Annotated in this window: 22 protein-coding genes and 1 pseudogene; 9 read left to right on the forward strand and 14 right to left on the reverse strand. The window is 34.4% G+C overall.

Annotation, left to right across the window (positions count from 1 at the left end; genetic code table 11):
* Positions 1-9: 9 nt before the first annotated feature.
* The gene (locus M9897_01095) at positions 10-678 is read right to left on the reverse strand and encodes a uracil-DNA glycosylase family protein (protein MCO5267476.1); all 669 of its coding nucleotides are present in this window, start codon (positions 676-678) and stop codon (positions 10-12) included.
* A 123-nt stretch (positions 679-801) separates the two neighbouring features.
* On the opposite strand from M9897_01095, the gene M9897_01100 reads away from it, so the two are divergent.
* The gene (locus M9897_01100) at positions 802-4158 is read left to right on the forward strand and encodes a lamin tail domain-containing protein (GenBank protein MCO5267477.1); all 3357 of its coding nucleotides are present in this window, start codon (positions 802-804) and stop codon (positions 4156-4158) included.
* A 58-nt stretch (positions 4159-4216) separates the two neighbouring features.
* Here the strand turns inward: M9897_01100 and gcvP are convergent, their stop codons facing one another.
* Positions 4217-7096 carry an aminomethyl-transferring glycine dehydrogenase gene (gcvP, locus tag M9897_01105; protein MCO5267478.1) on the reverse strand — a complete coding sequence of 960 codons (2880 nt, stop codon included), beginning with the start codon at positions 7094-7096 and terminating at the stop codon, positions 4217-4219.
* Positions 7097-7259: 163 nt separating this feature from the next.
* Between gcvP and M9897_01110 the strand changes: the two genes are divergently transcribed.
* Both M9897_01110 and M9897_01115 read left to right on the forward strand, forming a co-directional pair.
* Complete coding sequence (locus tag M9897_01110; GenBank protein MCO5267479.1) at positions 7260-9395, forward strand: histidine kinase; 2136 nt, start codon at positions 7260-7262, stop codon at positions 9393-9395.
* A 7-nt stretch (positions 9396-9402) separates the two neighbouring features.
* Positions 9403-10149: a LytTR family DNA-binding domain-containing protein gene (locus tag M9897_01115; GenBank protein ID MCO5267480.1), complete on the forward strand. Its 747-nt coding sequence runs from the start codon at positions 9403-9405 to the stop codon at positions 10147-10149.
* Between the two features lie 100 nt (positions 10150-10249).
* On the opposite strand, the gene ssb (M9897_01120) is transcribed toward M9897_01115, so the two are convergent.
* The 7 genes from ssb (M9897_01120) to M9897_01150 form a co-directional block, all read right to left on the reverse strand.
* Complete coding sequence (gene ssb / locus M9897_01120; protein ID MCO5267481.1) at positions 10250-10570, reverse strand: single-stranded DNA-binding protein; 321 nt, start codon at positions 10568-10570, stop codon at positions 10250-10252.
* Positions 10571-10614: 44 nt separating this feature from the next.
* Positions 10615-10941, reverse strand: a complete 327-nt coding sequence (gene ssb, locus M9897_01125; protein ID MCO5267482.1) for a single-stranded DNA-binding protein — start codon at positions 10939-10941, stop codon at positions 10615-10617.
* A 64-nt stretch (positions 10942-11005) separates the two neighbouring features.
* A complete protein-coding gene (ssb, locus tag M9897_01130; protein ID MCO5267483.1) occupies positions 11006-11371 on the reverse strand; it encodes a single-stranded DNA-binding protein in 366 nt (121 codons plus the stop codon).
* Between the two features lie 263 nt (positions 11372-11634).
* Positions 11635-13464 carry a T9SS type A sorting domain-containing protein gene (locus M9897_01135; GenBank protein MCO5267484.1) on the reverse strand — a complete coding sequence of 610 codons (1830 nt, stop codon included), beginning with the start codon at positions 13462-13464 and terminating at the stop codon, positions 11635-11637.
* A gap of 311 nt (positions 13465-13775) precedes the next feature.
* On the reverse strand, positions 13776-14708 hold the full coding sequence (locus M9897_01140) for a T9SS type A sorting domain-containing protein (protein ID MCO5267485.1): 933 nt from the start codon (positions 14706-14708) through the stop codon (positions 13776-13778).
* Positions 14709-14768: 60 nt separating this feature from the next.
* Positions 14769-15284, reverse strand: coding sequence for a hypothetical protein (locus tag M9897_01145; GenBank protein ID MCO5267486.1), 516 nt, complete (start codon positions 15282-15284; stop codon positions 14769-14771).
* Positions 15285-15484: 200 nt separating this feature from the next.
* Positions 15485-16246 (reverse strand): hypothetical protein, encoded by a 762-nt coding sequence (locus tag M9897_01150; protein ID MCO5267487.1) that lies wholly within the window; start codon positions 16244-16246, stop codon positions 15485-15487.
* A gap of 252 nt (positions 16247-16498) precedes the next feature.
* Between M9897_01150 and M9897_01155 the strand changes: the two are divergent.
* A pseudogene (locus tag M9897_01155) lies at positions 16499-16798 on the forward strand (hypothetical protein).
* A gap of 214 nt (positions 16799-17012) precedes the next feature.
* Positions 17013-18524 carry a C10 family peptidase gene (locus tag M9897_01160; protein ID MCO5267488.1) on the forward strand — a complete coding sequence of 504 codons (1512 nt, stop codon included), beginning with the start codon at positions 17013-17015 and terminating at the stop codon, positions 18522-18524.
* An 8-nt stretch (positions 18525-18532) separates the two neighbouring features.
* Here M9897_01160 and M9897_01165 read toward each other — a convergent pair whose 3' ends face one another.
* On the reverse strand, positions 18533-19348 hold the full coding sequence (locus M9897_01165) for a cyclase family protein (GenBank protein MCO5267489.1): 816 nt from the start codon (positions 19346-19348) through the stop codon (positions 18533-18535).
* A 595-nt stretch (positions 19349-19943) separates the two neighbouring features.
* Positions 19944-20498 (reverse strand): hypothetical protein, encoded by a 555-nt coding sequence (locus M9897_01170; GenBank protein ID MCO5267490.1) that lies wholly within the window; start codon positions 20496-20498, stop codon positions 19944-19946.
* 939 nt (positions 20499-21437) lie between these two features.
* On the opposite strand from M9897_01170, the gene M9897_01175 reads away from it, so the two are divergent.
* From M9897_01175 to M9897_01190, 4 genes are all read left to right on the forward strand, one after another.
* Positions 21438-22136 (forward strand): reverse transcriptase domain-containing protein, encoded by a 699-nt coding sequence (locus M9897_01175; protein ID MCO5267491.1) that lies wholly within the window; start codon positions 21438-21440, stop codon positions 22134-22136.
* Positions 22137-22266: 130 nt separating this feature from the next.
* Positions 22267-22665, forward strand: a complete 399-nt coding sequence (locus M9897_01180; GenBank protein ID MCO5267492.1) for a hypothetical protein — start codon at positions 22267-22269, stop codon at positions 22663-22665.
* 125 nt (positions 22666-22790) lie between these two features.
* Complete coding sequence (locus tag M9897_01185) at positions 22791-23315, forward strand: hypothetical protein (protein MCO5267493.1); 525 nt, start codon at positions 22791-22793, stop codon at positions 23313-23315.
* 283 nt (positions 23316-23598) lie between these two features.
* Entirely contained in the window at positions 23599-23859 is a 261-nt protein-coding gene (locus M9897_01190) for a DDE-type integrase/transposase/recombinase (GenBank protein ID MCO5267494.1), read from the forward strand.
* 744 nt (positions 23860-24603) lie between these two features.
* Here the strand turns inward: M9897_01190 and M9897_01195 are convergent.
* From M9897_01195 to M9897_01205, 3 genes are read right to left on the reverse strand one after another with little or no spacing between them, the layout of a single operon-like run.
* Positions 24604-25410 (reverse strand): ImmA/IrrE family metallo-endopeptidase, encoded by an 807-nt coding sequence (locus tag M9897_01195; GenBank protein ID MCO5267495.1) that lies wholly within the window; start codon positions 25408-25410, stop codon positions 24604-24606.
* Complete coding sequence (locus tag M9897_01200) at positions 25394-25789, reverse strand: hypothetical protein (GenBank protein ID MCO5267496.1); 396 nt, start codon at positions 25787-25789, stop codon at positions 25394-25396. Before M9897_01200 ends, M9897_01195 begins: the two co-directional genes overlap by 17 nt.
* Complete coding sequence (locus M9897_01205; protein MCO5267497.1) at positions 25786-26310, reverse strand: sigma-70 family RNA polymerase sigma factor; 525 nt, start codon at positions 26308-26310, stop codon at positions 25786-25788. The genes M9897_01200 and M9897_01205 overlap by 4 nt, the downstream gene beginning before the upstream one ends.
* Positions 26311-26350: the final 40 nt, after the last annotated feature.

Consider the following 26350-nt stretch of genomic DNA (forward strand, 5'->3'; position numbering starts at 1 on the left):
AATATTCTATCATAAAAAATAGGGCTTATATTGCATGATTCGAAAATCAATAGTGGTAAACTGTGGGTTTTTATCTTTTATCTCCTTATAAGCCTGCATGCTACCAATAGCTCTATTAGCAGAACCTGAGGGTGCGGTGAGGGATACGGTTTGTATGGTTCGATTATCAAGTTTGAATTCATAAATTCGAGGAACTTGTTCTTGAATAGATTTTAATGCTATTTCGGGGTATTCTTTGAGATGTTTGCGAAAAAAATATTCTGGACCATTTTTAGAGTTACCTCCAGTAAACAAAAGTGTATCAACACTTTTATGTTCTTGTAAAATAGAAATGATAGGGCGAAAAACAGGATCCTGAATTCCTAAATCGGAGGCGTCTATTTTTTCACGGTAACAGTATTCTACCATATCACAAATCCCTATCTTATGTTGAATAAGCAATCTCTCACGTTGAATTTTAGCTTTCTCAATATCATTTACCTCCAATTCAATATCAAAAACACCTGCCAAAATCTTCCATAATTGACCATCTACGCTTCCATAACAAAAATCAACGTCTCCCTCTTTTAATAAACCCTGACTAAATCGAGGAGGTGGCAAAGTGCCTACAATGAGTTTGGTTGCACCATCTGGGATATAAGGTGGGTATGGATGATGATGTTTAAAACGTTTTGCCATAAGCTCAAAAGTAAAGTGTTCAATCTCTATTTGCAATAAAACTTAACTTTCTTTTATGCGTACTGCCTCACTTTATTTATATTTGTTGTGATTTAAACAAAAACACACTGATAAACTTGTTAGATGAAACAGTTCCTTTTTATAATTTTAACATTCTCCCTATCTTTTTCGCTTTGGTCTCAAATGAATGATTCCTTTGATGATGGAGATTTTACAAATAATCCAACTTGGACTGGTAACACAACAGATTTTATTGTAAATACAAACCATGAGTTACAGTTAAATGCAAGTGGAGCAGGTCAAAGCTATCTTGTTACACCACATAATCTCACCCAGTTGGAAGACATGGAATGGAGATTTAAAATAAAATATGCCTTCCCACCATCTAACCAAAATAAAGGTGAAACATATCTAACAGCTGTAAATGCTGATTTAAGTACAAATCCAGATGGTATTTTTATTCATATTGGAGAAACAGGAACAAATGATCCCATACAGTTATTCGAAAGAAATGGAGGAGTTGAAACACTTATTCTTTCTAGCACCTCAGGAATTGTAGCCAATGCATTTGATATAAATGTTAAAATCATTTATAGAAACAATGGTGATTGGGAACTCTATACAGATCTCACTGGAGGAACAAATTTCTTGTTAGATGTATCTGCTAATTATTCAGCGTCCATTTTAGGGCTATATCTTGGAATGGACTTAACTTACACTTTAGGTAACATCACCAAGTTTTATTACGATGATTTTTATGCAGGTCCAATTATAGTTGACAATATCCCACCCAACATCTTATCAGCTGCGGCTACATCAAATAATACTTTGGAAGTTATATTTAACGAGCCTATTGATCAAGTTACGGGAGAATTAATAACGAACTATTCTGTTTCTTCAGGGATAGGTAACCCAACATCAGTTATACAAGATGGTGGAAATCCACAAAAATTTACACTCACATTTGCTAGCAACTTTACCATTGGCACACCCTATACGCTAACAGCAGAAAATGTGGAAGATCTTGCAGGAAATGCGATGACTAGTCAGAATACAACTTTTACTTATTTCGAGGCTCAAACTCCAGTTTTTGGTGATATTGTAATTAATGAATTCATGCCAAAACCAACACCTACAATTGGATTACCTGATGTGCAATTTGTAGAATTATACAACCGAAGCAATAAATATTTCAACTTGAACGGTTGGAAACTTAGTGACAATAATTCATCAGGAACTATCCAAAACGTATGGTTGTCACCCGGAGAATATTTGATTTTAGTTCCAACAAGCGGTTTAACAAGTTATCCCACAGCAACCAATGTTACGAATTGGGCTCAATTAAATATTGCTGGAGATGAAATCCATTTAACAAGTGATTTAGGAGTTGTTGTAGATGAATTAACATATACTAATGCTTGGTATCAAGATGAAATTAAGAAAAATGGAGGTTGGTCTATTGAACGAATTAATCCAGAAACACCATGTTCAACAGCAGATAATTGGCGTGCAAGTGACGACCCAAATGGCGGAACACCGGGAATACAAAATAGCATTTATAACAATACTCCAGATACGCAAAAACCTACTGTTATCAATAGAGAAGTTACCCTTCCAAGTACATTGACATTTACTTTTTCAGAACGAGTAGATTCATTGAGTCTGGTTAATGCAGTATTTGCTTCAAATCCTTCTTTAACAATTAATACGAGAGTTATTTCAGGAGCGTATCCAACATCTTTTTCTATTCTCTTCAACGAAGTAATTAACGATGGGATTCTATACGAATATACGCTTGAAAATTTCTATGATTGTAGTGGAAATGCCAATTCGGATACAGGGACTTTTGTGCTTCCTCAAATCCCTGATTTTGGAGATGTGATTATCAATGAATTCATGGTGAAACCATCCCCGTCTTTTGGATTGCCGGAGATACAATATGTGGAGTTATACAATCGAAGTAATAAGTACTTGAATGTGAATACTTGGTTACTAAAAGACAACAGCTCTTATGGAAAAATTCAAAACGGGTGGTTATATCCTGGTGAGTACCTTGTCTTAGTTCCAACTGGAGGAAAAGCAGATTACCCGAATGCAACGGAAGTAACTTCTTGGGCGCAATTAAATATTACTGGAGATGAAATCCATTTGATGCGTTCTGACAGTTTAATATTAGATGAGTTAACTTATACAGATGCTTGGTATAAGAATGATTTAAAAAAGAGTGGTGGATGGAGTATAGAGCGCATAAATCCTGAATTACCTTGTTCGACTTCTGATAATTGGGCCGCTAGTTATTATTATATGGGTGGAACACCGGGTGCTCAAAACAGTATTTATAATAATACACCAGATACACAAATGCCTACCGTTTTAAATTCTTTTGCAGAATCACCAAATCTCTTAACGATTACATTCTCTGAAGGAATGGATAGAAATAGTTTAGAAAATATTACTTTTTCTTCAACTAGTCAACTCAGTATAGATTCCATTATTTTAAATGGGAATTACCCTACAGAGATAACTATAATTTTCAATGAAACACTTGTGGATGGAGTAGTTTATAATTTCTCTATTCAAAATTTTTCTGATTGTTCTGGAAATAGCGGAGATTATACAGGAACTTTTGTTATTCCACAAAAACCTGAAAAAGGAGATATACTTATTAATGAGATATTATTTAATCCTCTCACGGGAGGTTCTGATTTTATTGAGGTCTACAACACGTCTACAAAATATATAAATCTAAAAGATTTTATGTTAGCTAATTATAAAGACGGGGGAATAGCCAATGTAAAGCAAGTGGGGTATAACTACCTTCTTAATCCACACGATTATGCGGTTTTCACAAAAGATTCTAATTTTCAAATTATGAATTATCCAGTAGCTGTTCCCGGGAAATTTGTAAAAATTGATTTACCTAGTTACAATAACGACTCTTCAACAGTTTACCTCATCTATAATGATACCGTTTTAGACAAAGTTTCCTATCAAGAAAAATGGCATTTTGCTTTATTGCAAGATAAGAAAGGTGTTAGTTTAGAGCGATTATCTGCGGAGCTTCCATCTAATTCTTCAGCTAATTGGCATAGTGCATCTGAAACAATTGGATTTGCAACCCCAGGTAGAAAAAACTCTCAGTTTACGCAAACAACAGGAAATGGTGTTTTAACTCTTTCTTCTCAGACATTTTCTCCAGATGAAGATGGATTTGAGGATGTTTTACTTATTACCTATGAAGTTGATTCACCTGATTTGACGGGTAACATGGTAATATATGATGATAAAGGAAGAAAAGTGAGAGTTTTAATGGAAAACCATCTACTAGGAGCAGAAGGCACTATTCAGTGGGATGGATTAAAAGATGATGGGCGTAAAGCAGTCATTGGACCGTATATTATACTTTTTGAAATATTCGATTTGAATGCGGCAAAATTACAGACTATTCGGAAGGTTGTTACTGTTGCTGGAAGATTATAAACATAAAAAAATGAGGTATTTTACACCTCATTTTTAAACATTTATTTTGAATAATCTATTACACTAATTCTTTCTGTGCCTCTGTATCATATTCAGATACTGAAGGGCAAGAACAAATTAAGTTTCTGTCTCCATATGCATTATCTACTCTTCTAACAGAAACCCAGTATTTATTTTTTACCAAATAATCTAATGGGAACGCTGCTTCTTTTGGAGAATATGGATAATTCCATTCACGATAAATCATACACTCAGCTGTATGAGGAGCATTTTTTAATACATTATTTTCTCTATCTGCTTTTCCTTCCTCAATCGCTTTGATTTCTTTACGGATATTAATTAATGCATCACAGAATCTATCTAATTCATCTTTACTTTCAGATTCAGTTGGCTCAATCATTAAGGTTCCAGCAACTGGGAAAGATACGGTTGGCGCATGGAAATTATAGTCCATTAAACGTTTTGCAATATCTTCTACTTCGATTCCAGCAGTTTGTTTAAATCCGCGACAGTCTGCAATCATTTCGTGGGCAACTGTACCGTTCACGCCTGAGAATAATACATGATAGTAATCTTTCAATCTAGCTTTTAGGTAATTCGCACCTAAGATTGCAGCTTCAGTAGAATCTTTTAAACCTTTAGCTCCTAACATTTTGATATAACCATAGGAAATTAATAAGATTAAAGCACTACCGTAAGGTGATCCTGCAACGGGATAAATTGCTTTTTCACCTCCAGCAGAAGGCACCATAGGGTTTCCTGGTAAGAAAGGAGCTAAGTGTTTAGCTACTCCAATAGGTCCCATTCCAGGTCCACCACCTCCGTGAGGGATAGCGAATGTTTTATGTAGATTCAAGTGACAAACATCGGCACCAATAGTTCCCGGATTTGTTAATCCAACCTGAGCATTCATATTTGCACCATCCATATATACTTGTCCACCGTTGTCGTGAATAATCTGAATCATTTCTTTGATTCCAGGCTCAAAAATTCCGTAAGTAGATGGATAAGTAATCATTACTGCACCCAAGTTATCTTTGTGTTTTTCAGCATTTTGTCTTAAATCTTCAATATTGATGCTTCCATCCTCATCACATTTTGTTACCACTACAGTAAACCCAGCCATAACAGCAGAAGCAGGATTGGTTCCATGAGCAGAAGAAGGGATCAAACAAATGTTTCTATGTGTTTCTCCATTCGCTTCATGAAAAGCCTTAATCACCATCAAACCAGCATATTCTCCGTTAGCACCGGAGTTTGGTTGCATAGACATAGCATGAAAACCGGTTATTTCGCATAAGTCAGATGCTAGTGTGTTTATTGCTTCACGCATACCGATTGTTTGAGATTCTGGCGCAAATGGATGCAAGTTTGCAAATGCAGGCATAGTGATAGGCATCAACTCAGAAACAGCATTTAATTTCATTGTACAAGAGCCTAAAGGAATCATTGAATGAACTAGAGATAAATCTCTATTTTCCAATAACTTGATATAGCGCATCATCAATGTCTCAGAATGAAATTTATTAAAAACTTCGTGTGTTAAAATAGGTGAAGTTCTTGCTAATTCTGTAGATATTTTGCCTTCTATCATTTCTACAGTAGCAGTTGCTCCAGCAGCATGTGCTAATACCCCAACTACATCTTGAATATCGCTATTCTCTGTTCCTTCTCCCACACTCAACGTAAATTCAGTATCGTTGATATAACGGAAGTTGATGTGATTTGCTTCAGCAATTTCTCTCACTTTGGTTGTACTTACACCAACTGGAGTTTGAATCCAGAGAGTATCAAAATATTCTTTATGAAGTACAGTATATCCTGCATTTTCAATAGCTTTATGAATACTTGCTGCACCATTGTGGATGGTTTGTGCAATTTCCTTCATTCCCTGCGGCCCGTGATATACTGTGTACATACCTGCCATAACAGCTAATAATGCTTGTGCAGTACAAATATTGGAAGTTGCTTTATCTCTTTTGATATGTTGTTCACGAGTTTGAAGAGCCATACGAAATGCAATATCTCCATCTGCATCTTTGGAAACTCCAATAATTCTTCCCGGGATATGACGTTTGTACTCTTCGTTAGTTGCAAAATACGCTGCGTGTGGCCCACCAAATCCCATTGGAACACCAAAACGTTGTGTTGAGCCTACTACCGCATCAACTCCAAATTTTCCTGGTCCTTCTAACAATACTAATGACATAATATCAGCTGCCACAGCTACCTTTATATTACTATCTTTAAATTTCTTAACTGCTCCACGTATATCTCTAACGCGACCAAGCGCATCAGGATATTGAATAATCGCACCAAAAACCTTAGTGTCGGCTTGGTATGTCATAGGATCACCTGTAACAATCTCAATATCTAAATGTTTTGCTCTACCTTTGATTACATCAATAGTTTGTGGAAAGCAGAAGTCAGAAACAAAGAACTTATTTTTTCCTTCTTTTACATCGTTTCTTTCACGTGCATTGTAAAACATAATCATTGCTTCAGCAGCAGCTGTTGACTCATCCAATAAAGAAGCGTTGGCAAGTTGCATACCTGTTAAATCCAATACCATGGTTTGGAAATTTAACAATGCCTCCAATCGTCCTTGAGAAATTTCAGCCTGATATGGAGTATATGCTGTGTACCATCCTGGATTTTCTAAAATATTTCTCAAAATTACAGGAGGTACAATTGTTTCATTATATCCTAAACCGATATATGATTTAAACACTTGATTTTTTGCAGCCAACGATGAAATATGGTTCAAATATTGATTCTCAGAAAATGCTTCTGAGATATTTAATTCATGTTTTAATCGGATATTTTCGGGAACGGTTAAATTGATTAATTCATCCACAGATTTTACTCCAATTTTGGCCAACATCGCTGATTTTTCTATATCAGAAGGACCAATATGTCTATCGGCAAATTTTCTCATTTTTTTTGTTGTTATTTTAGGGTGCGAAGATACATTTTTTATATCATAAATAGAAATATTTTTAGGGTAGAATTAGAAATGAGTGCTATACTTTTGGTTAAAAAAATAATATGTTTATAAAACAAATAAATATTTCTTTATTTTGTATCTGAATAGCATCGATATGCAGAAACTTTGGTTACTTCTATTTTTATTCTCTTGTTCATTTATTTTTGGACAAGAATTACTGGTGCAAAAGATACAGGAAGCTAAAAATCAGCATGATAAAGAAACTGTTTTTATAGATTGGGTAAGTTCTTTATCTCAAGTGAATAGTTCTCAATTTGATTCTTTGATTTATCAACGGAACCAATTTATTTCATCCTTTTCAGATGATGCTGAATTTAATTTATTAATTATTTACTTAGCAAATCGACTTTTAGAAGGTTCCCTAGAAAAGCCCAAAACCAATCTTTTTAAATTAAATGCTTCAGATCAGAAGTTAATGATGGGTCTTTTAAAATGTTATTATAGAACTGAGAAAGTTAGCATATCAGAGTATAATAATATCTTAAAGGATAGTTTAAAATATACTACAAATACGAAAAAGTCTATTTTATGGGCTGTATCAACTTGTGTTGAAGGAAAATCAGAATCTGCAGTTAAAGAGTATTTTGCAAAAGCACTATCTTTTGCAAAATTAAGTCGAGTAAAGACTCTGACCTCCTCTTTATTAGATGTTTCAACTCGTTTTCATCTTAGCTTAGAATATTATGATAAAGCATTAGAATTACAGCAGCTGGCTATTAAATATTCCGAACAAAATAATTTAACTGGAAATCTAATTAACCATTGGATAACCGTTGGGAATATCCATTTTGCAATGGGAAATTACAAGCGAGCAGAAGAATCCTTCTTTAAGGCAGAGGTATTAAGTACGAAAACAAAACAGAATTACCTTATGGGTGAATTGTATAATTGTATTGGAAAACTATATAGTCAACAAAAGAAATATACACAGGCAATTGATTATTACCAAAAATCCTTATTAAAGTTTTATACAATTAATGACTTTTCTGGTTTAGCAATTGTTTATAGAAATATGGGTAAGACCTATTATATTGACAAGGATTATACCTTAGCTCAGCATAATTATATCTTAAGCGAGCAATTTTTTAATAAAACAGATCTCTCGACCGAAAAAGCGGAATTGTATTACGAGATGGCTAAGTTGAATCATGTAAGAAGGGAATTTAATGAAGCAGAAAAAAATGTGGGTAAGGCTATTGAAATGTGGAAAGAATTATCTCTTTTTATTTCCTTAAAGAAAGCCCTACTACTTGCAGCTCAAATTAATTATAGCAGAGGTAATTATAAAATGGCAAGTCAATATTATGAACAATATATTCATTATAATGATAGTATTGGAGAGGTAGAGATAAATAAGAAGATTACTGAGTTAAGTGAATTATTTCAATCTGAGCAGAAGGAACATAAAATTGCAGAGCAAGAAAGAGTAATAAAGGAAGAAGCAAATCAAAAAATATTTATAAAGAATCAATTAGAATCTGAGCAATTAAGAAATAGATTTATTGTCACTCTTCTTATCTCTATTGTATTATTCTCTATAGGTATTATTCTTGTTATACGATTTAAGAATAATAAACAAAAATTAATTTTGCGCCATAAAGAATTGGAATTGCAACAGGCATTACTTCGGACTCAAATGAATCCACATTTTATTTTCAATACAATATCTGTTATTCAGAGCCATATTTATAATCAAGACAATTCAACTGCACTCCGATTTTTAATGGAATTTTCTAAATTGATGCGTCTAGTGTTAGAGAATAGTGCCAAAGAATTTATTCCTCTAGATAAGGAACTAGAAATAAATCAGCATTATTTGGAACTTCAGAAATTGCGTTTTGGAGATCGTTTTGAGTTTATAATTGAAAATAAAATCGAGGACTTTGGTATTATGGTTCCCCCTATGATTGTCCAACCATTTATTGAGAATGCGATTGAGCATGCAGAATTAGGAAAGGTTGAACATGGAAAAATTTATTTGCAATATGCAATTATAGATCATTATTTAACCATTATTATCTCTGATAATGGGATTGGTAGAAAAAATGCTGCTAAAACATTGAAAAAACAAGATCATACGAGTATGGCAATTGATTTAACCAATAATCGAATATCTCTTCTTAATAAGAAATATAAGAGAAATGGTTATCTTACCTTCGATGATTTGAATAAAGAAAAAGAAACCGGTACTGTTGTTACAATTACAACTCATTACATAACAAATATATAATAGCTATATGACATATAAAGTAGTAATTATCGATGATGAATTAGCCACTCGTAAATTGATAGCAAACATGCTTAAAAACTCTGATGCACCTATTGAAGTGGTTGGAGAAGCGGGGAGTATTGAAAGTGGATTGCTTTTGATTAAGGAAGAACAACCACATATTGTTTTGCTTGATATTCAAATGCCAGATGGGTCTGGTTTTGACTTATTAAAGAAAATAAAAGAACGTAATTTTGAAGTGATTTTCATCACAGCCCATGAGGAATACGCTATACGAGCTATTAAATTCTCTGCATTAGATTATATACTCAAACCTATAGAAGAAAAAGAATTGCTACATGGAATAACGAATGCATTGGAGGTTATAGAGTTTAAGATGGATACAAGTGAACATTATAACACCTTATTGAATAATATTAAAAATGAAAATAAGAAACTTGTTATTCGTACCAAGACATCTGTTTATGTTATTGACATAAAGGATATTGTCTATTGTCAATCCGATCGTAATTATACTTTTTTCTATTTGATGGATGGGAAGAAAATTTTGACTTCGCGATTATTAAAGGATTATGAAGATATATTAGTTCAAAGTAATTTTATTCGTTGTCATCGCTCATATATTATTAATCTGAATCATCTGGATAGATATGACCGCAGGGATGGAGGAATTGTGGTTATGAAAGATGGTTCTGAAATTCCAATATCTCGCTCGATTAAAGATAAATTTATTGAAATTCTAGAGTCATTATAAAAAAACAGGTACATGATTCATGTACCTGTAATCTATCAAACACCTAAAGCTATTACATATCGTGATTTGGTGGTGTGGTGTTTGGTCGAATAGCGAGAGATTAACTCAATGCAACTGCATTTTTTACTTCGATAGAGGTAAATGCACGTTGTTTACCTTCTTTTGATTGATAATTGTGCGTAACTATCTTTCCGGTAATAGCGATTTGCGTTCCTTTCTTACTGGATTTTGCGATGTAGCTGGCAGTTGGACCCCAAGCATGTAGATGATGCCAAAAGGTTTTGGTGTGTTCTTGCCCTTCCTTATCCGTATATTTTTCATTGGTTGCTAATGTGAAACGTACTTTCTTTTTTCCGCTTTCAAAATTGGTGATTTCTGGATCTATACCAACATTTCCGATTAATTGAACTTGATTTTTCATGACTTGTGATTTTAATAGTTGAACATTTATTTTATAAGTTGATTTTAGAGTATGACCATGTCGTTAACTTCTATCTCTGTAAAGGATTTGTTTCTGCCATTCATTTTGTAAAAATGAGATTTCAATCTTCCCTCAATAGCGAGCGATAATCCTTTCGAGCCAAGCTCTTCTAAGACAGGTACCCATCTCCCCCAAGCGGTTATTTGATGCCAATTGGTATTGTTTTTTGTTGAACCATCCTTATCCAGATAGGTTTCTTTAGTCGACATTGAAAATTTAGCCATTCTTCTTCCATCTTCAAAATGTATGATGGTTGGATCTGAACACATTTGTCCGATTAAATTTACGTGATTCATTTGTTGTACTCTCATGTTTATTTGATTTAGTGATAAAAAAGAGCGGATAAACTTTGCAGAGCTTATCCGCTATGTAGTTTTACTTTTTAGAATCTTTTAATTGATCCTGATTTTCTTTGTTTAAAAGCATAAATTCACGAATTGAAATCTCAGTTTTATAGCGCTTTTCACCTTCCTTCGTTTCGTAGGTGTCATTCACTAATTTTCCTTCTAAAGCAATTTCTTTTCCTTTTTTTAATAACTTCTCACACAGTTCTGCTGTTTTTCCCCAGGCAACTATGCTATGCCATGTGGTAGTGTCCACCCATTCGCCCTTTTTGTCTTTATAAGAATCACTTGTGGCCACACTGAAACGTGCAAGTTTTCTGTTTTCCCCAAAAGTGGTGATTGTAGGATCTTGTCCTAAGCGTCCGATTAAATTAACTGAATTTTTTAACGTTAACATGTCTGTAAATTTTAATTAATAATAGTTTGTAAATTTTGTCCTAATGCTGTTTTTGAATCAGCGACGATGCAAAGGTGGGGCAACTTAAAAACCGTATCTGGTTATTAAATAATTACTGTCGAATATTAGTCGTTTGTAACCGATTAAAACCGACAATAGACTGATGAATAGGGAAAACACCTCGAATAAAAAAAGTAAAAGATTTATGAAAATTTTATGAGTCAGGAAGGTAATTGACTCGGATTTTTGAGTTAGGGGATACGCTATTCTTTGATTATTTTACTTATCTGAATAGTATCTCCTTGCTTCAATTTCAAAAAGTAAACACCTTTTTTTAAGTTGCGAATATCCACTTTATATTGATTGCTGTTAATTTTCGTATTCAAAATGGTTTGACCCAAATTGTTTGTTATTTCTACATCCAAATCATCATTTTTCAAGTTGGATATAGTAAGAAAATCTTTTGCTGGGTTTGGATAGATTTTTACAATTTCCTTTTGTGGTATTTCGATATTCAATATAGGATTAGCTGAGATTTCCCAAACAACAAGCCTTCCGCTATTGCTTACAGCTGAATAGGAAAAAGAGTTAGAAACATTATTACCAGTTCCGGAATTGCTGTAAGTAAGGTTATATTTTATGCCATCAATGTATGATTGCTCTGTCAATTCATAGCGATAGATATAATATTCTGCGCTGTTCCACGGTAAATTATTTACAGTTAAATTTAAGGTATTCATCCCGCTTTCTGGCATTTCTGCTGGAAATATTATAACAATTTTATCATTGGCATTAGACTTTCCTGCCAATGCAAACATCCCGCTATTGATAGTGAGAGGAAGTCTGTTAAGAGCATTGTTCATTTTGTTTAAATTATAAAAAACATACGCTGATGGCTTGGGTACTATGGATCCAACCCTGAACAACCCCAACTGATCAAAATTATTATTTGATGAGGCTGCATCGAATAGGCAAACGTCATGTGACATGACAACGCCTCTATTAAGCATATCAATAATATGTCTGAATTTATTTAATCCATAATCTAAATCTCCCCAAACCGTTGAATTCGGATCTATTCTTCCCCATTCAGCATTTATTAGCTCGGCAGTGGGCACATAAGTGTCTCTCCATTGAATCGCTAATTTCATTTTTGTAGTGTCATAACCAGCTCCAAATTGAGTATCAGAATAGGGATGAAAAGACAAAAAGTCAAATTTTTTATTGTTGATTTTAACGGAATTCAAAAAAGATGTGGGTATCGTGTTTAACAGTGAATAAAATGCAAAACTACATCCGCCAAGTTTAATATTATTTGCCAGACTTATATCAGCTGAAACTTCATCAGCAATGGCGGCGTACGCATTATAAAGTTCATGTTCGTCTCCCTTCCAAAAAAACTTTACCATTATCGGATTGGTCCATTGCTGGTCTGGTTCATTCCAATGTTCAAAGTATTTTGCACCATAGGTTTGGTAACAATGTTTAATAAAATGGTACATCACTCTACCATAAACAGCATTATTTTGAGGTGGCGAATTACGAATGGAATTGTCATAGGCCAAATTATATATCAAACCCATTGCAGCCTGGTATTCTGGAGTAGTATCACGACTAAGGGTAAAAGGCATATAGTCCATTGTAATGAATGGCTCTGCACCAATAGATTTAATTTTTGCAATTGCTGAATCAATATAGGAGAAGTCGTAATTAGCTAAGTTGTTGGCATCTGCCATGCTATTACCTCCTTTATAAAATTCATATCTTAAATTGCGTAGGATATTTGTTTTCTTTGAGTAGTAACTCGTATCCGGTGGGTTATCCATCCTCCCTATGGAAATCCTGATAAACCGTGGCTTTAATTCTGCCATAACTGAATTAAATGCTGGGTCGGTAGTATAAAGAGTGTGTGGTTCAGAGATGGATGGATTTCCACCATAGCCATCCATCATGTGACATTCATAATGATCTCTCCAGATGGGTGGTATTACTGTTGTGGTAGCACTTGCATCAACAGTAATGTTCACATTTGTTTGAGCATAAGTATTACTGAAAAATAGCACAAAGGCTACTATGCTTATGATATTTTTCATTGTATTAGTTTTTATAAGGTACACTTTCATTTGCTTTCAATTAGATTTTTGAACAGTTTTTTTATTTTGAATGAAATAATTGCAACAGTTTATTTTGTTTATAGTAGTACTGGTATCGGTATGAGGTTTTGCATCCGGCTCATGATTTTCATCATTAAACTTAGACACGAAGATAAGACTTTTTCCTTTATGAAATCTCGATAGCTATCTGAATTAAAGCAGTTTATATTGTGCTAGCTTGTACTGAATTTATTGAAGTGAAATAAAGCGATTAACCTAGCTAGCGAACGAACGAACTCCTATGGCAAGTACTATTCTTTGATTATTTTACTTATCTGAATAGTATCTCCTTGCTTCAATTTCAAAAAGTAAACCCCATTTTTTAAGTTGCGAATATCCACTTTATATTGATTGCTGTTAATTTTCGTATTCAAAATGGTTTGACCCAAATTGTTTGTTATTTCTACATCCATATCATCATTTTGCATGTTGGATATAGTAAGAAAATCTTTTGCTGGATTTGGATATATTTTTACAAGTTCCTTTTGAAGGTTTTTAACATCAAGTACATCATAGACAAAGCATTCAGTATAATAGCTAGCAAAATGATAGTAGTGTGTTTCGTTGGAAAAAGAACAAGTTAAATCAATACGTTGACCCCACTCTAAGCCTAAAGGCATTGGATACATCGGAGAAAGCGGCCCATGAACACTACCTATTCCCTCAATCCATACTTCTTTAATAATGTTAAAAGGTTGATAGGGTATGTCTGGTTCTGTGAAATGGAATCTTCGGTATGGTTCACCATTAATGTCAATGGTGTCTATCTGATTCACATATATCCATGAAGGAATGGTATCAAATGCGACACTTATGGTATATAAAGTACTATCACCTACATCTAAGGAAAAATCATAAATTAAATGACTTTGGGATGTGGCATCGCTTTTATAATAAACCTTTGAACCTTCACTTCTAAGAAATCCGCTTGATAGAATATTATTCTGAAAAAGAGAATCTTGACTAGAGTATAATTTCAACCAATTCGAATTATCGATAATTGTATCTCCAATAGTACTATGAATCCATGTTTTCACCCCTAAATGTGAAGGATTTTCTTGATTAGCATTTATGAAATTTCTTGCTACAAACCATTGTGAATTTGTATTTTCAAAATGATTCACCACTTGATTAAATCCGATTACAGGAAGAAAAATCAAAAAATAAAGGAATAATTTTTTCATAGGAGTTTGTTTTGAATGTTTTAGTAGGCATTTGACACACCGTGAATAGCTGTATGTTGTTTATTTTCTGTCACGTTTCAATTTTTTCAATTTTTTTGTCTCTCTGATACTAATAGCACCTTCTTGTCTTGGTTGAAATGAAGTTAACCAAATGAGATGTTTATTGTCACATTCTGGAATAGGATAAGGTCCTAAATATACATTTAAAAAACATCCAGCACGATCTGCAATTATTTCGTAACAAGTGTTATTCGCATTCGTGTCAAGAGTTACAGTCCATTTGTCATAATACATAAGTCTTACCGCCTCAATATTTTTAAATTTAAAATTTCTGTCTTTGTAAATCAAATTGAAGTCAACCAAACTGTCAACATTATGAAATTGAAAGCAATTTAAACTATCATTTATTGTTGGTCTAAATTCTTTGTTTCCGCTTATCAAATAAAAGTCAAAGTTGTTATTTAAAGTGTCTTTGTTGTCAACTAAACTTATTTTAAAAGGTATCCAATCTGTTCCACGTTGTCCAAAAGTAAGCAACGATGCTAGAATGAAAAATATACTCGTTAATGTCTTCATATGATTATCGTTAACGTTTTTGGCGCTCGGCGTCCGGCCGGCTCTTTACATTAATCTTAGACACGAAGTTAATAATTTTTTCCTTACGAAATCCCGATAGCTATCGGGATTAAAACAGCTTGTATTGAGCTAGCTTGTACTGAGTTTACTGAAGTGAAGCACTTCTGGCACTTTGGATAAACCTGTTTAGGTATATTTTTTTACTTGTAGTACAATTTAAATTTCTCAAAAGTATTTTGACCGGGAATATTTACTGTCATATAATAATATCCATCCTCTTTAGATAAAATCTGATAAATATATTTATCTCCTTTTAAACTAAAGTTATATCTTATTTCATTGTTGCTTTCTATGAATATTAATTCAAATTCTGCTTTGTTAACCCAATTATATGTTAGCTTAGAAGTAGTTTCGTCAGAAAAAAAGTCTGTCCATCTACCGCCTTCCATTATAACATTGGTTGTGTCTCCTGACCACTCAAGATAATAGAACTCTTTTTGGCTTTTAAATTCCTCCAGTTGTTTTTTGGAAATTTTAGGTTTTGGTTTTTTTGTAATTCTTATTAGCTCGTCTTTTGGAGGGTCTAATCTGTCTAATAAAATTCGAAACTCTACGCAATTTCTTTGTAGTCTATAATAAATTCGTTTTTCTATTTCTTGACTTTGAGATTGTTCTATTTTGTTTAAATATGGATTAATTTGATATTCAATTAAAAAATGCATTTTTATGGTGTCATTTTTAGTTACTAATTCATTTAAATAATCACATACTAAACTTGCTACAGAGTCAATTTCTGTTATCGTTTGAGAAAATGATATATTAGAAATTCCAATTAATAAAATTATCAGTGCTTTTTTCATCTTATTTAAATTCTGACTAACGTTTCCTCGGCTCAGCGTCCGGCCTGCTTTTACATTAAACTTAGATCCGAAGTTAATACTTTTTTCTTTATGAAGTCTCAATCGTTATCGTGATTAAAATAGCTTGTATTGAGCTAGCTTGTACTGAATTTATTGAAGTGAAATAAAGCGTTACGCCCGCCTTGCGTGCAGAGGGTAGATTACCCACGTTTGAGTAATGAATGTACGCATCAAATTCCATTCTCCCGTTATCCACGATGTCACAAACAGCCCGAAAAAGTTATAAACAATTAACGAAAAAATAATTAACAGACAGATTCCTGCCAACTGTAATCCCGAAAATTCGGCTGTAAAAAAATCGAGCGGTACGACGTTATTCAACAACTGAATGTTTTGAAAAAACAAGATAGAACAAACCCACAAATTTCAATGGCAAAACGAAACAGTTGTTAGATTGCTCTCAACATTGCTCGTGAAGCACGTCAAATACACGGTGGAATGGGAATCACAAGCGAATATTCCATTATGCGCCACATGGCAAACTTAGAATCGGTTGTAACGTATGAGGGCACACACGACATTCACTTGCTGATTACAGGAATGGATGTTACAGGGTTCTCTGCATTTACAAGAGAAATGCCGGATTTGAAGTAATAACCTGAGTTCGATTAAAAAATAGAAAAACAAATGCCCCTCAATTCAACATCAAGGGGCATTTGTTTTTGTTTGAAGATACAATTGTTGTATTTGCAGTTTTTCACAATAGCAGAAACCCCAATAGAAAAAATCGATAATGCCGTAATACACCTAAAAGCAACTTAGCTCACTTGTATTTCGTCCTGTAAACAACAAATAATACTATATTTCTATGAAACGTTTTTTTATTCTTTTTTTCGGATTACAAGTCCATTTTTTGTTTGGTCAAGTTAATCCATTGCTAAGTACAACTTGGAATCAGACGTGCTATTACAACGCCGACTGTCCGACGGTTGGTAGTGGAGGTGCTTGTGGAAAAGCATATACAGGATGTAATGCAACTGCGATTGCTCAGATTTTCAAGTATTACAGTTATCCGGAAAGTGGTATGGAAAGCCATTGCAACACGAATAATGTAACGCATTGCGTTGACTTTGATGCACAAACTTACGACTATACCTTGATGCCGAACACTGTTACATCAGCCAATCCGGAAGTTGCAAAATTGATGTATCATTTGGGAATTGCTGTGGATATGCAATGGAGTGGCACAAGTTCCGATTCGTTTTTTGGTATCATTCCACTCAAAAAATATTTCAAGTATTCGCCAAAAATGTATGCAACGGCTACTTTTATGTTCGATACAACCCAAGATTTAATTGAGGGAATAAAATCAGAATTGGATGCAGGAAGACCTGTATTTGCCAAAGGAGGAAGTCATTTCTACTTAATAGACGGATACAATTTATCCGATGAATTTCATATGAATTTCGGATGGGGAGGTGTTTACGATAACTACTACAGCATAACAAGTGTTGTAAATGCAGGAGGAACGTTTACGCCAACCAACTTCATATTCAACATAATGCCGATAAACGGAGATTTGGAAACTGCAAAAGATACAATTGTTGTTCCCGCAAATGCAGGTGTAAACAATGCAATTGAATTTACTTCTCTCCACGATTGGACAATGAGTACCGACGATTCGTGGATACATCTGAACCTTACTTCGGGAAATAGCGGGTATTATAATTTAGGTGGCGCAACATTTAATTACGAAATCAACAACGGTGGAGTACGATATGGCTATGTACTCATCGACAATGGAAACGATATTGATACCGTTGTGATAAAACAAGAGGCTTCCCCATTGGCTGTCAACCCAAACAACCTTTCTTACGATGCTTTAGGAGGAACACAGACCGTTTCGTTGTCCTATTACAGTTGGGGTACTTGGAACGCTACTGCTTCGGATACATGGATAACACTTAGCTCTGCTTCGGGAACAGGAAACGGTGGTTTTGATGTAATTGTTGCCACCAATCCCGATGCTTTTTCACGAAACGGAACAGTCGTTGTTTCCGGAGGAAGTTTTACAGATACGATTGTCGTGGAACAAGAAGCCAATGGAACAGCATCTGTCCTAGCATTTGATGATGAAAGTGCATTTACCGTTTTTCCAAATCCATTTACAAGTGAAGCAATCGTGCAATTTTCCAAACCTGTAAACGACGCCACACTTGAACTCTATAACCAATTGGGACAAAAAATATACACAAGAGAACACATTACGGGAAGTTCTGTTGTATTGGAAAGAAATCAGTTAGAAGACGGTGTGTATTACCTTTGGCTGTACAATTCCGATTATCAAATGGGTGTATTGAAATTGGTGGTAAAAGATTGATTTTTCAACTATTTTACAGCGTACAGTACCGGTCTGCTCGGGCTTGCATCATTTTCAAAAGGTGCAACCTGCAACGACAAAAGATAATTTCCGTCGGGCACTTCGTTTGGAACAAAAATCAATTCTGTTATCGTCTTGTGAAACTGTGGATTTTCGGGAACTTGCCAAAATGCGTGATGCATCGCAAGAACACCATTGTCGGATTCTCTATCGACAGACGGTAAATCCAACAGCAAGTGTTCCACTCCTGCTTCGTTTAAGACATCAATGCACTGTACATCCATATACGGCGGATTGGTTGAAGAATAATCAACCGTCAATTTTTCTGTACTGTTTGGCAATGTACGAATAATCAATGCCTTTGTCGTTTTGTCGCAATCAAAAGCAATTTTCAGTTGGAGATTATTAATTTGGTTTTTGTTTTCAATTTTATCTAAAGACCATAATTGATATTCGTTGATATATTTGTTATAAGTGTCTTGAGAATTTTCAGTGTTTATAAGAATATCTGGTGAAAACTCTGAGCAATCGTTAGTAAGAAGACTGTTTTTAATTTTTACAGCGTATCTATCCTCGTTGTTGTAACAAAAATAAAGTGTCCCCCGAATTTTAGGATCTTTGTCAAAATTTTTCCAAGGAGCAAATAACTTGATGTCAGAATTTGGAATATCACCTATAAGAATCTTTTCATCTCCATCAATTATCAATTTGTTTTGGTAATCGTAAATTGCCAATTCGTCTTCTGAACCGCAACATCCATATACTATTGTCTTGTAAGTATATACATCTAGTATTAAGTCATCACAATCCTTTTCAATAGTCAAGTCTATTTGTTGAGGATTGTCAAACGGGTGAAGTTCTACTTTAATTTTTCTTTGTTGTCCTTCGCAACCTGTACACGTTTTTGAAATAGATGTGTATTTAGCAAAGTATTGTTTTAAGTCACTGTGATTACCGCTAATAGAGATGTGCTCTAATTTATAGTTTGTTTCAACTATCTGAAGATCGTAACCTGAATTTGCATCCCCCGCTGTGATAATGAATGATGATTGTCCTGAGTCACTATAAATAAAATTTGTAGTATCTTTTTTATTGTCAGCTGAAACAGAAACATCAACTTCTGGAACAGAAATATCAACTTCGTTTTGCTCTTGTTTGTTTGAACAAGCACAAAGTAAGTTTGCAAATAGTGTTAGATATAATAGTCGTTTTATAATGGTTGTATTATATTGTAGGTACCGTTTCAGACACCTGCCGCAGGGCGGATTTATCGGTAAATGTTAGAACGAATATAAAGCTTTTTTTTAGAATAAATGTAAAAAACGGCCTATATTGAGCTAGCTAGCACTGAATTTATTGAAGTGAAATAAAGCGTTTCGCCCGCTTTGCGAGTAGATGGCAAGTTACGCCTTCGTGCTTTCATCTTTTCAAGATAATGTAGTCAAGCTGTTTTCCACAGTCTAAGGGTGATAAGCTGTTTCCTATGAATACCCACTTTGTCCAAGTTAATGTTGGTGGAGAAATATATATTGGATAATTCGTTAATGTCATTATAAAATAATTGCTATTTGAGTCTTTGATTGAATATCTGTCGTAGTCAAATGAAATTGTCCTAATTTTTTTCTTCACAAATTTTATTCTCCCAAATTTATCTGTCAGCTGAGGGGTATTGCATTCGTCGTTAACCCAAATCTTGAAGTCAGTAACCACATCCCTTTTTGTTCTTGAGTTGTATTTTACTTTTGTTAATTGTCCATCAATATAAATACGATGGTCGCCACGAATATGAATTGCATTGGTGTCATTAATGATTACCTCCACAACTGAATTATCACCAAGTGTGTCAAGAACGAATTCTTCAACTTGCTTTATAGTCCAAGGTTTTTTATAGTCTGTAAGAATCAATGTGTCCTTGCTAAGTATCCATTTTCCAGTAGAGGAAGTTGTCCCAAGTTTAAAAGATTCTTGATACATAAATGTCGAATCCCTTTTTAATTCGAGTTTGTAATAAAATCTACCGTCAGAATAAGAATAGGTCCCAATAATACTGTTAGAACTTGTCTGTCCAAAAGTGAAAATAGGCAACAATATCAATATGAATATCAAAACTCTCATTATTGTTGTCATCATAGCATAAGGCATAACGGGTTGGAAAATTGGCGAGGGTGGCATTTTATCCTAATCCCGATAGCTATCGGGATTCAATCGAAGCAGAAACTTTGATTTTACTTAAATGTTCAATCAAAGATGTTTCTGCCACTCTTGCCAATTTTTTTGTGTGCGTCCTGCATGAGCAGGAGCGCACCAGCTGCAAGCTCGTTGAAAATTTCAAAAATGCAAATTTAAAACGACAAAAGCAAGTTGGTGTGCAAAATTATGTCCAGAGGGTGCGAATCCTTTAGGTGCAAGGGTAACGCCTTGAAGCCTTAGCAAGTCGCAAGGTTGCTAACCGTGAGGTTAGGACTAAAGGAAGCGAGACTGCAAAATCCGGTACTGACGAACAGAAAGTACATAAGAGGCATTATGAAAAGGATGAGTATCCACAGCAATACGACGTCCAACATCAGCAATCGAACGCTGACTCATCGCAGAGATGATTTTCATGATGTAGATGTACCAGGGATTGGATGAAGGAAAATGCTCTTACCAGAGGAGGTCTTGGAATAGATTCGGTTTCTATATGCCAAGAAGTCAGCAGAGGTCATAGTACTTTGTAGCAACGAGCTAAATGAAAAGTGAAGAAAAGTTTAGAGGTCTCACAAACAAAGGAAGGACTGAACGCAAGTTGGTTCACAATTCGGAATGGAATTGAAAGATAGCCACCCGAAACGTGAACAGGTTAAATAAAATGTAAATTAAGAATGGTCGAACAAGTAGTACATCCTTACAACCTGCAAAAAGCCTTACGACAAGTTGTTGTCAATAAGGAGTGCAGGTATTGACGGCATGAAAATCTCTGAACTTTCGGAAGTATTCCGAAAGGAAAAGATCACTATTATCCGCTCAATAAAAGACGAAAACTACTTGTCTCAACCCATTCTTGGAGTAGAAATTCCGAAAGGAAATGGAAAAACACGTCTGTTAGGAGTTCCAACGGTAAAGGATAGATTACTCCAACAAACAGTATCACAGGCTTTAATGCAACATTGGGAAGAGGATTTCAATGAAAATAGTTTTGGTTTTAGACCTAACAATGCCCGCCAAGCCGTAGGCAAAGCGATGCAATACATTCACGAGGGCAGAACTTATATTGTGGACATTGACTTAAAAACCTTTTTCGATGAAGTTGACCACTGCTTACTCTTAAACCTACTGTACCAAAAGGTAAAATGCCCTAAAACACCAAAACTTGTACGTCAATGGTTACGAGCACCGATTAAAATCAAGGGTAAATTACAAAGAGAAGAAGGAGTTCCACAAGGTTCACCTTTAAGCCCATTGTTATCTAATATCTTACTCAACGAGTTGGATAAAGAATTAACAAGACGGAAACTCAAATTTGTACGTTATGCCGATGATTTTAGCATTTACTACATCACGAATACAAGCAATAATGACAATGAAAGCAATTTCAAGTTTTCTGAAAACCAAACTAAAACTCACGCTGAATGAGAAAGAGGGAATACGAAAACCTGTTCAGTTTGTAATACTTGGGTTCGGCTTCGTACCAACTTACAAGAAAGGAGACAAAGGAAATACCAATTAGTAGTAGGGGAGAAAGTATGGAACGTTAAAACAAACCTTGAAAACGATTACAAGGAAAACAACGCCGATGAGCTTCGATGAGCGAATTACGAAGATAAAAGAAGTACAACGAGGATGGTTAACCTATTTTCGAGGTACGAGTATCCAAGGTAAGCTCCGAGACTTAGACGGTTGGTTACGTAATCGTTTAAGGTATTGTATTTGGCACGACTGGAAAAAGTGGCGAAGAAAACGAGCTAATCTTATTAAATTAGGAGCAAGCGAAAGAGATGCCACACGCTGGAGCATGACACGAAAAGGAGGTTGGACGATAGCTCAAAGCCCTATTTTAGGTACAACCATTACCTTGGAACGATTACGAAGACGTGGTTATGTTTCACTATCAGAAGTTTACATTGCATTGAACCCATCAACTTGCGAACCGCCGAGTACGTGAACCGTATGCTCGGTGGTGTGAGAGGCGCACTCCGTTCCATTTTGGGCGGAGCCGTCTACTCGATTGTAAGCTTGTCTTGTCCTGAAATAGGTTTACACATTTATTAACCATAAAAAGTGTAAACAATGCAAAAAAGTAAAGTCAATTTAGGACTAAAATCTTCGGGAGAATTTAATTTAGAAGAACGGAGGCAAATCATTGAAGAATATCTTCAATCAGATTGTACTAAAAGAGAAATCTGGTATAAATATACCGGTCAAGAACATGAAAAAGGTTATCTTTTAAATTGGATGCGTCAACTAGGTTACCAAGTTCCAGAGAAAAGAGTTAAATTTGTTTCGACTAAAACACTAGCTATGAGCAACAAAGCCAAAGAATCGGTAGAAGTAACTCAATTAAAGGAAAAAATTAAACAGCTAGAAAAGGCACTAGTCAGCTCTGAACTAAGAGCCACTGCGTATGAAACAATGATTGAAATTGCAGAAAAGGAGCTAAAAATAAGTATTAAAAAAAAGTCCAATACCAAAACAATCTTTACGATAAAAATGCGTCAACCTAAAATAGGATTAAGCAAATTATGCTGGTTGTTTGGTGTTACTCGTCAGGCATATTATCAGAGTTTTTATAGAGCAGAATTTCCAAGAAATTGAACAAACTTTAGTATTAAAAGAAGTCATTTCTATTAGAAATAATCATCCAAGAATAGGAACTAGGAATGCGTACATTATGTTGGAAAGTTTTCTGCTAGAGCACCAAATAAAAATGGGGAGAGATGCTTTGTTTGACTTGCTTTCCTACATACTTTATTGATTAGAAGGAGAAAAAGAGTCATCAGAACAACCCAGTCTAATCACTGGATGAGAAAATACCCCAACTTAATAAGAGCATTTATTCCAACTGCTCTAACCAGTTATGGGTAAGTGATATAACTTATTGGAAAGCAAGTTTGGTGTTTTGTATATTTCTTTAATTACAGATGCTTTTAGTCATAAAATAATTGGTTATAACCTAGCTCAATCTCTTGAAGCCATTGAGAGTTTAAAGGCTCTTAAAATGGCATTAAAGCAGGATATATTGTCGCAAAATCTTATTCATCATTCTGACAGAGGGAGTCAGTATTGCAGCTATAAATATGTAAATCTCTTAAATAGTTATGATGTTCAAATAAGTATGACTGAATCTGGAATCCGTTAGAAAATGCCGTTGCAAGAAAGGGTTAATGGAATACTAAAGAAAGAATATTTAGAGTATTATAAAGTAAAGAACTTTTAAGCAGGCTAAGAGGTTATTTGACAAGGTGGTTGTTCTGTATAATGAACATAGACCTCCTACATGAGTATTGGGAATCAAACTCCTAATAAGGTTCATTTAGGAGAGGTGGAAAAGGGCGAAAGGAAATGGAAAACATATTATAGAAAAGTAAATCAAGAACAAAAAAGTGAAGAGTGTGTATAGGTTTTTTTTAGGCATTAAGACCTCTAAAGTATTTAGAAAAGGGCTAACAAAAGTTAGCCCCATAACAAAGTTTAATACTTCGTCGGTCGTCGATTTATCCCTGATAAGTTGCTCCTCAGCAGAGCTTATTTCCGTTTCCATCGATAATGCAAAAATAAATAAAATGTAAATGAATTTTAGGATTAAAATAAAATGTAAATTTATAACAGGATTAAAGAGAAAAAGTGTAAACTTTTTTTAGGACGAGACAGCTGGCCTTCTGTCCACCGTCATTGTAAATTCGTTGATTTTCTGTATTTTTACCATCATTTTTTGTTTTCTGTCTGTCGGGCTTTTGTGTTGGCTGTTTTAAAAATTTTAGAGGGAAGGGATTTTAAAAAATAATTTTTCCTTCGGGTGGCAAAGGTGAAAGCTCTTTTGTAATTTTTGGTCTGTGCGTTGGCTTGTGCGAATTGCAAATGTGCTTACACCTGTGGGTTGTATTTAGTCTTCCCATATGATACTTAAAATTGTTTTATACCTTTTGGTTGGGATACAATACTCATAGAAATCGCTATCTACATCATAAACTCCTAAATTAAACCAAGTTGATTTAGATATTAATTGAGCTTTTTCTTCAAGCTTATATAAAAAGTCGTAATCCTTTTCTATGTATTCTGCTGCAACAGAATCAGAAGGCGGAGCTAATCGGGTGAAGTCACCAAACCAAATCTTCAAGTCATCTGATTTTTTCCAATACTTTACTATTCCATTTTCAATAAAAACAAGACAAATAGGGTGTAATTGCTTAAATTGTAAATAGCGAAAAACTGTTGCTGTTAAACTGGTTTTAAACCGTTCTGAAAGTTGTTTTATAAGTAGCGGAGAAAACTTTTTTCCTTTAGCTTCTTTTAAAAATAATTTTTCGGGCATTAAAAGTTCACAAGCAAATTCGTTGGCTTCTAATTCTTGTTTGCCATTTTTCAGGGCATTTTCCATTCCTGCAATGATGTTGAAATTGGAAAATGTGTCGTCTGGAAGTTGAATATTTTTATGCATAATTAAATGACCAATTTCGTGTGCTATTACAAAGCGTTTTCTTTGTTCAAATTGAATATTAGAATTTACTTTAATTACGGCTTTGGTATTTCCGAAAATGATTTTGCCATCACAATTTGGTAAAGCTTCTTCAATGAGCATTGCATCTAATCCTGAAACAAATAAATTCATTTCAAGATCAGTAATTTCATCTAATCCACAGCTATTCAACAGCTCCTGTGCCTGAATATGTGCGTTAGTGGCTCTTGTCATTATTTTCTAATTGTTCCAATAATTCAACTAGATTCTTATCCTTAATGATTTCGATAATATCTTCTTTTGATAATTTGTCAAGATTGCGATACAATGCGAGTGAGGCATTCCCTTGAATTAGTTGCTTTAAAATTGCAACAGGTTTTTCAATGTTTTGTAAAACAGCTTCTTGAAACTTATTCGCTAGTGCTAACAAATATTCATTATGTTTTTGTTTGGCCTTAGCCTGTGCTAAAAAGATTATTTGTTTTTTCTTTTTGTTATATTCATCAAGATTTTGAATATCACTTTTTAGCGAATCTTTTATAATGTCTTTATCTGCTTCCAAGTAGAAGTCGTATAAAGCATCATTGATTTTATTATTGATTTCTTTGCTCATATGATATTTTTTACTTGTGTTTGAATTTTTGGTAGCCGTCTTTCAAGTCGTTTGGTTATATTATAAACTTCCTTCACGTTTATACCCAAATCCTTTGCTATTTCTGAGGGTTTTGTTATACCGTCTACCCAATACTCGAAAACCGTTAACTCATCATCATCCGCACCTTCTATTTTTAACATCTCAGAAATGGAATTTCTAAGATGTTCTTCACTAAAAGACTGGTCAGTTGAGGGAATTTCAGGCAATTCATTATCGTAGATATTCTTATTAGTTTTGAAGAAGTTAGAAATTTCACTTTTAAGGCATCCAAAGAGAAATTCAGTAAAAGAGCAATTCGCTTTAGTCCAGTCTCGTTGACCCTCCATCACTTTTAAAATTACTTCACCAACGAAATCAATAGGTTCTTTTCCGTTGAAGTTTTTAACTCCAACAGATTTCAATATGCTGATAGCATAGGCATTCATCCTATCAATCACTTCATCCATATCTACCGACTGTATTGCTTCTGTTAAATTCATTTGCTTTTCTATGATAGTATGCTAAGGTTAAGAAAAAAAT

The sequence above is a fragment of the Brumimicrobium sp. genome (assembly GCA_023957385.1).
Taxonomy (GTDB): Bacteria; Bacteroidota; Bacteroidia; order Flavobacteriales_D; family Crocinitomicaceae; genus Brumimicrobium.